This is a genomic window from Xenorhabdus sp. KK7.4, from assembly GCF_963876465.1.
Lineage (GTDB): Bacteria > Pseudomonadota > Gammaproteobacteria > Enterobacterales > Enterobacteriaceae > Xenorhabdus > Xenorhabdus stockiae.
The window spans coordinates 111452-118200 of sequence record NZ_CAWNQF010000001.1 but is presented as its reverse complement, the minus strand read 5'-3'; the positions used below and the strand labels follow the sequence as shown (position 1 = coordinate 118200).

Here is a 6749-nt window from a genome sequence, read left to right as displayed (position 1 = left end):
CCTCTCAGAGTGTCAAGCCTTTATTTTCGCGGCTTTCAACTCCTGTCATCTCGACTTGTTTGTGTGTTTGTCGTGACAACGGATGCGCATTATAGGGAGTTTTCCGGCGCTGGCAACAACTATTTCAAAAAAAGCTTCCAACCGAGCAGTTATTAGACAAAAACAGCCTATCAGGCTTTTTTTTAATCTAAAAAACAGAAAAAGAGGTAGATTTTCCACCTCTTTTTTACCTTTATTATGTCTTTTATATTGCCCTAGTGACATTTTCACTCGATAAGTGCCTATATAGATAGCTATCTATAAGTCCCCACTGAGTAGACTGAGCAAAAAACATCATTGTTTTGCAATAATGTGGTCGTTTTCCAGATCTAATGTCACTAACTTACCGGGAACCAGTGCACCAGAAAGTATTTGTTGAGCCAATGGGTTTTCAATCTCTTGTTGGATAGCCCGTTTTAATGGACGTGCTCCATATACAGGGTCAAAACCCGCTTCACTCAGTTTCTCTAATGCCGACGATGTCATGGTAACTTGATAGCCCCGTTCTTCCAGACGCTTATATAAACGCTGCAATTGAATACTCGTAATGGATTTTAGATGTTCTTTTCCTAATGGATGGAATACCACGACTTCATCGATTCGGTTAATAAATTCAGGTCGGAAGTGATGACCCACGATCTCCATCACCATATCTTTCATTCCGGCATAATCCAGTACGCCAAAGCGTTCCTGAATCATGTCTGAACCCAGATTAGATGTCATAATTACGACAGTATTACGAAAATCAACCGTTCTTCCCTGACCGTCGGTCAAACGACCATCATCCAACACTTGCAACAATATATTGAAAACATCCGGATGCGCTTTTTCAACTTCATCAAGCAAGATGACTGAATAAGGACGACGGCGTACTGCTTCTGTCAGATAACCGCCTTCCTCATAGCCAATATATCCGGGAGGTGCTCCCACCAGCCTGGAGACAGAATGTTTTTCCATAAATTCAGACATGTCGATACGTACCATTGCATCGTCACTATCAAACAGGAAATTGGCTAATGCTTTACACAGCTCCGTTTTACCAACGCCTGTCGGCCCTAAAAACATGAAAGAGCCAATCGGACGATTTGGATCCGATAAACCAGCACGACTGCGGCGAATTGCGTTTGCTACTGCATCAACAGCCTCATTTTGCCCAATTACACGTTTATGTAATTCATGCTCCATACGCAATAGTTTATCTTTTTCACTTTCCAGCATTCTGGATACTGGAATCCCTGTCCAGCGAGCAAGGATTTCAGCAATTTCAGCATCAGTCACTTTGTTACGCAGCAGTTTCATTGAGTGATTTTCTGCTGTTGTTGCTACTTCTAACTGTTTTTCCAATTCTGGAATTTTCCCGTACTGGATTTCAGACATTCTAGCCAAGTCACCAACGCGACGGGCTTTTTCCAATTCTATACGGGCATTTTCTAATTCAGCTTTGATGTTTTGAGTACCAGTAAGCTCAGCTTTTTCTGCTTTCCACTCTTCTTCCAGTTCAGAATATTCGCGCTCTTTTTCCACCAGCTCTTCATTCAGCATATCAAGGCGCTTTTTACTCGCTTCATCCGATTCTTTTTTTAGCGCCTGCTGTTCGAGTTTTAACTGAATAATCCTGCGTTCCAGACGATCCAACGCTTCTGGTTTTGAATCCATCTGCATACGCAGGCTGGCTCCGGCTTCGTCAATCAAGTCAATCGCTTTATCAGGTAACATGCGATCTGAAATATAACGATGAGATAATGTCGCCGCTGCCACAATTGCCGGATCAGTTATCTGAACATGGTGGTGAAGTTCATAGCGTTCTTTAAGACCGCGTAGAATAGCAATAGTATCCTCAACGGTAGGCTCAGCAACATAAACCTTCTGGAAACGACGCTCCAGCGCCGCATCTTTCTCAATATACTGGCGATATTCGTCTAAGGTCGTCGCACCGACACAATGCAGCTCACCACGCGCTAGTGCCGGTTTCAGCATATTGCCAGCATCCATCGCACCATCTGCCTTACCGGCACCTACCATCGTATGTAATTCATCGATAAACAGAATGACCGAACCTTCCTGTTTGGAGAGATCGTTCAAAACGCCTTTCAGACGCTCTTCAAATTCTCCCCGATATTTAGCTCCCGCCAATAATGCGCCCATATCAAGGGACAGAACTCTTTTGTTTTTCAGCCCTTCAGGAACTTCACCATTAACAATCCGCTGTGCCAGCCCTTCGACGATAGCTGTTTTCCCAACGCCCGGCTCACCTATCAAAACGGGATTGTTCTTGGTTCGGCGTTGCAGTACCTGAATTGTCCGTCGAATTTCCTCATCACGCCCAATTACAGGATCAAGTTTGCCTTGTTCGGCTCGTTCAGTGAGATCTATTGTGTACTTTTTTAGTGCCTGACGTTGGTCTTCGGCACTCTGATCATTTACTTTTTCACCACCGCGCATCATTTCTATTGCCTTAGTGATTTTATCTTTTGTTGCTCCCGCAGCTTTTAATATGTCACTTAACGTTCCACGTTCTTCCAGTGCTGCCAGAACAAAGAGTTCAGAAGAAATAAAGTTATCACCTGCTTTCTGAGCAAGTTTGTCGCACAGGTTTAAATAACGCCCTAATTCATTGGATACCTGTACATCACCGCCACTCCCTTCTACTTTTGGTAGTCTGTCCAAAGCGAGATTCAGTCGATCATGCAAGTTTCCTGTATCAATCCCGGCAGACATTAATAAAGGACGAACAGAGCCACCCTCTTGACTGAGCAACGCACTCATCAAGTGGATAGGTTCGATGAATTGATTATCACGCCCTAATGCGAAGGATTGGGCGTCAGCGAGAGCAAGCTGGAATTTATTAGTAAGACGATCCAGACGCATAACACCTCCAATACTGGTCAGAATTTGCTACTGGAGATTAAATAAGGTCATTCCTTAAATATTCAAGGTTCTCTGAAAAGTAAATTGGAAACTGCGATATGCACCAAAGACCGCCCTGCGCGATAGATCATTTCAACCAGATTAAAGTTGCCATACGTCCGGTAACACCATCACGACGATAAGAAAAAAAAGTCTTTTCTTCTGAGACCGTGCAAGCCGCGCCTCCAAAAACGTTTTTTATCCCAATAGACTTCAACTTTAATCTAGCCAGTAAATAGATATTTGCCAGAAATTTCATCCCATAAGGTGTAAAAGCCTGCTCCAGATTAGGATCTGTTGCCAGAAAGGCTTCCATAACCTCACGCCCAACCTCAAACTTTTCAGGGCCAATAGCCGGCCCCAGCCATGCCTGAATCATATCGGGTTTTGTCGTAAATTGAGCCACCGTATTTTCCAACACACCGGCACATAATCCACGCCATCCCGCATGAGCTGCTGCGACTTCATCACCTTCGACGGAACAAAAAAGTACAGGCAGGCAATCTGCTGTCATTACAGCACATACCTGCCCAACTTGATTGGTATAAACTGCATCAGCCTGATTATTTTCCACTGACTGCCCTTCTAGCCTGATAACCCGTGTTCCATGTACTTGTTCCAACCAGACAGGCTGATGTGGCAATCGTGCATATTCCATCAACCGTTCACGGTTTCGCTCCACGTATAGAGGATCATCGCCAACGTGAAGGCCTAAATTCAGGCTCTCATAGGGAGGGAGACTCATCCCCCCCGCCCGGGTCGTACTACACGCGCCAACACCCTTAGGCTGTGGCCAGTCAGGAAAAATCAGTGGTGTCATTTAACTACCAATCCATTTCATCTTTAAAAATTTCAGCATCCGCTTTCATCACATCAATCAGCTTCACCATATCGTCAGGTAATGGCGCGTGCCATTCCATCTCAATACCTGTGATCGGATGATAAAGACGCAGCATAGTCGCGTGCAACGCCTGACGGTCAAAGTTGCGCATCACTTCGCGAAATTCCTCAGAAGCTCCTTTCAGAGGACGAGGACGACCACCGTAAAGCTGATCTCCAACCAATGGATGTTTAATATGTGACATATGCACACGAATTTGGTGTGTTCTGCCCGTCTCCAGACGTAAACGAAGACGGGTATGTGCCCGGAAATGTTCCATAACCCGATAGTGAGTCACTGCAGGTTTACCCATCGGATGAACAGCCATATGTGTCCGCTTTGTCGGATGGCGAGATATCGGTTCTTCTACGATCCCACCTGCTGTCATATGCCCCAGCGCAATGGCTTCATATTCACGGGTAATTTCACGTAATTGCAGGGATTCGACCAGACGAGTCTGTGCCGGAACTGTTTTTGCAACTACCATCAGGCCTGTCGTATCCTTATCAAGACGATGAACAATGCCTGCCCGGGGAACATCTGCAATCTCCGGATAACGATATAGCAGAGCATTCAGTATCGTGCCATCAGGGTTTCCGGCTCCCGGATGTACAACTAAATCACGGGGTTTATTAATAACCAGAATATCGTCATCTTCATAGACAACGTTCAGTTCTATATCCTGCGGTTCCCAACGGGCATCTTCTTCAATGATAGCATCAATAGAAATTTCTTCTCCGCCCAGTACTTTTTCCTTTGGCTTATTAATTATTTTGCCATTAACCTGAACTTTATCATTCAAGATCCACTCTTTTATACGTGAGCGGGAATAATCAGGTAACAATTCAGCCAAAGCTTGATCTAAACGCTGACCGAGCTGAGATTCAGCGACTGTCGTATTAAGTCGTATTTGTTGTGCCATATATAACTTCTATATTTTACGTTGAGTTTTGACGGCGAGGCCGTTTCATTTAAAATAGTGTGCTATTGTACTCTATCTTTCGCCGGGAGCTTCGCGGATAGTCTCCCAGAAAACAATCAGAGGGTAATCAACACGTGATGATTCGCATGAAATATCTGGTGGCAGCGACCACATTGAGCCTGGTTTTATCTGGGTGCTCCAGCAATAAAGAGGCTGTTCCTGATATCCCGCCATCTCAAATTTATTCAAACGGGCAGGAAAAACTGCAAGACGGTAACTATAAAGCGGCTATCAAGCAATTGGAATCCCTGGATAACCGTTATCCTTTCGGCCCCTATTCTCAGCAGGTTCAGCTGGATTTAATTTATGCTTATTATAAGTCAGCAGAATTTCCTCTCGCTCTTGCATCCATTGAACGTTTCATGCGCCTGAACCCAACCCACCCGCATATTGACTATGTAATGTATATGCGTGGTCTGGTATTACAGGCGATGGATGATAACCTTCTGCAGGACTTTTTGGGCCTTGACCGCTCAGACCGTGATCCTGAAAATGCCCGTGCCGCATTCCGCGATTTCAGTCAATTGGTACGGTATTACCCTAACAGCCAGTATGTAGCCGATGCCTACAAACGTTTAGTCTTTCTGAAAGATCGTTTAGCTAAACATGAGCTTGCCGTTGTTCAATATTACACTAAACGTGGCGCTTACGTCGCAGTCGTCAACCGTACAGAGCAAATGCTACAGAATTATCCGGATACCCAATCAACCAGAGAAGCGCTGCCTTATATGGAAAAGGCATACAAAGCTCTGGGGCTTGAAACCGAATCACATAAAGTTGCGGCATTAATTGCTGCCAATCCAGTCTAGAATTTCGAAAGCACATCGTTTCAAAAGAACGTCATAAAAATAGCAGCTATGTGGCTGCTATTTTTTTAGGGGAGAACATTATAACCGGACAGAAATCTATTTAAATTCCAGAATTATTTCTTAAGTTGATAATACCATAACTGATCGATAATGACGCATTACTTCTCTCTTAGCAACAAATATTGTCCATATCTTCATCATTAATCACAATTTCGCTTATCCACGTCAGCATCCCCGAATAAAAGTGATTTAGATCATTCTTTTTCTCCAAAAGCGAGTTATGCTGGAGCCATCAAAGACGGAGCAACAGAAGAAAGAGGTAACTATATGTTAGTAAACATAACCAGCAAACAAATGGAAATTACCCCCGCGATTCGTAGTCATGTGGAAGACCGTCTAAATAAGTTGAACAAATGGCAAGTCAATCTAATCAATCCACATATTGTACTTTCAAAAGAGCCACAAGGATTTTTGGTCGATGCCACGATTGGCACGCCAAATGCTACGCTGGTTGCAAGTGCCAAACATGAAGATATGTATGCTGCTATCAATGAATTGCTGATGAAATTAGAACGCCAACTTAATAAAGTTCAGCATAAAGGAGAAGCCCGCAGAGCAGAGCATAGTGTGAAAGAATCCAATCTTAATCTGGAAATATAACCTGTTTTGTTTTCTCAACGCGCTCAATGGGCGCGTTTTATTGTTCTTTTATTCCTGTATCCCTTTTCCCCATCTATTGACATACCTGAGTAAATAGGTTAATTAAAGTACACTATTTGATTCTGCAAAAATTAAGATATAAATGACATGAATATTAAACTGTTTTTCTTCTTTTTCTTTTTTACCTTCCTATGAGGAGGTTTCTCGTTTTTAAAAGATAAAAAGAAGACGAACCAGAAAACCTCCCTACCAACGGGAGGTTTTTTTTTACAGACCATAATTTATATACACAATGGATTTCAAGATGCGTCACGGCGGCAAGAGAGTTCATCCTCAGGAGCATAGATAACCTTATGTTTATAAAAACGGTGACTGGGGTGAGCGAGCGCAGCCAACAAAGAGGCAACTTGAAAGACGAAGTGTATAGCCCCGCTAGATTACGGGTTGCAATTTGAAAGATACAAATTACTTT

Annotated in this window: 5 protein-coding genes and 1 other annotated feature; of the genes, 2 read left to right on the top strand and 3 right to left on the bottom strand. The window is 43.5% G+C overall.

Features of this window, described 5'->3' with window-relative positions:
* Positions 1-333 precede the first annotated feature (333 nt).
* The 3 genes from clpB to rluD all read right to left on the bottom strand — a co-directional run bounded on the left by clpB (position 334) and on the right by rluD (position 4748).
* Positions 334-2907 (bottom strand): ATP-dependent chaperone ClpB, encoded by a 2574-nt coding sequence (gene clpB / locus AACS90_RS00520; RefSeq protein ID WP_099119921.1) that lies wholly within the window; start codon positions 2905-2907, stop codon positions 334-336.
* Between the two features lie 127 nt (positions 2908-3034).
* Entirely contained in the window at positions 3035-3766 is a 732-nt protein-coding gene (yfiH, locus tag AACS90_RS00515) for a purine nucleoside phosphorylase YfiH (protein WP_099119920.1), read from the bottom strand.
* Between the two features lie 4 nt (positions 3767-3770).
* Positions 3771-4748: a 23S rRNA pseudouridine(1911/1915/1917) synthase RluD gene (gene rluD / locus AACS90_RS00510; protein WP_099119919.1), complete on the bottom strand. Its 978-nt coding sequence runs from the start codon at positions 4746-4748 to the stop codon at positions 3771-3773.
* A gap of 146 nt (positions 4749-4894) precedes the next feature.
* Between rluD and bamD the strand changes: the two genes are divergently transcribed.
* Together bamD and raiA are read left to right on the top strand one after the other, a co-directional pair.
* Complete coding sequence (gene bamD, locus AACS90_RS00505; RefSeq protein ID WP_193757107.1) at positions 4895-5617, top strand: outer membrane protein assembly factor BamD; 723 nt, start codon at positions 4895-4897, stop codon at positions 5615-5617.
* 327 nt (positions 5618-5944) lie between these two features.
* Entirely contained in the window at positions 5945-6277 is a 333-nt protein-coding gene (gene raiA / locus AACS90_RS00500; RefSeq protein WP_099110738.1) for a ribosome-associated translation inhibitor RaiA, read from the top strand.
* Positions 6278-6423: 146 nt separating this feature from the next.
* Positions 6424-6547 (top strand) — a sequence feature (Phe leader region).
* The last annotated feature ends 202 nt before the right edge of the window (positions 6548-6749 follow it).

What these genes read in the sequence shown, in the direction of transcription:
- clpB (WP_099119921.1), bottom strand. Translation starts at nt 2,907, where the DNA reads ATGCGTCTGGATCGTCTTACTAATAAATTCCAGCTTGCTCTCGCTGAC.
- yfiH (WP_099119920.1), bottom strand. Translation starts at nt 3,766, where the DNA reads ATGACACCACTGATTTTTCCTGACTGGCCACAGCCTAAGGGTGTTGGC.
- rluD (WP_099119919.1), bottom strand. Translation starts at nt 4,748, where the DNA reads ATGGCACAACAAATACGACTTAATACGACAGTCGCTGAATCTCAGCTC.
- bamD (WP_193757107.1), top strand. Translation starts at nt 4,895, where the DNA reads ATGAAATATCTGGTGGCAGCGACCACATTGAGCCTGGTTTTATCTGGG.
- raiA (WP_099110738.1), top strand. Translation starts at nt 5,945, where the DNA reads ATGTTAGTAAACATAACCAGCAAACAAATGGAAATTACCCCCGCGATT.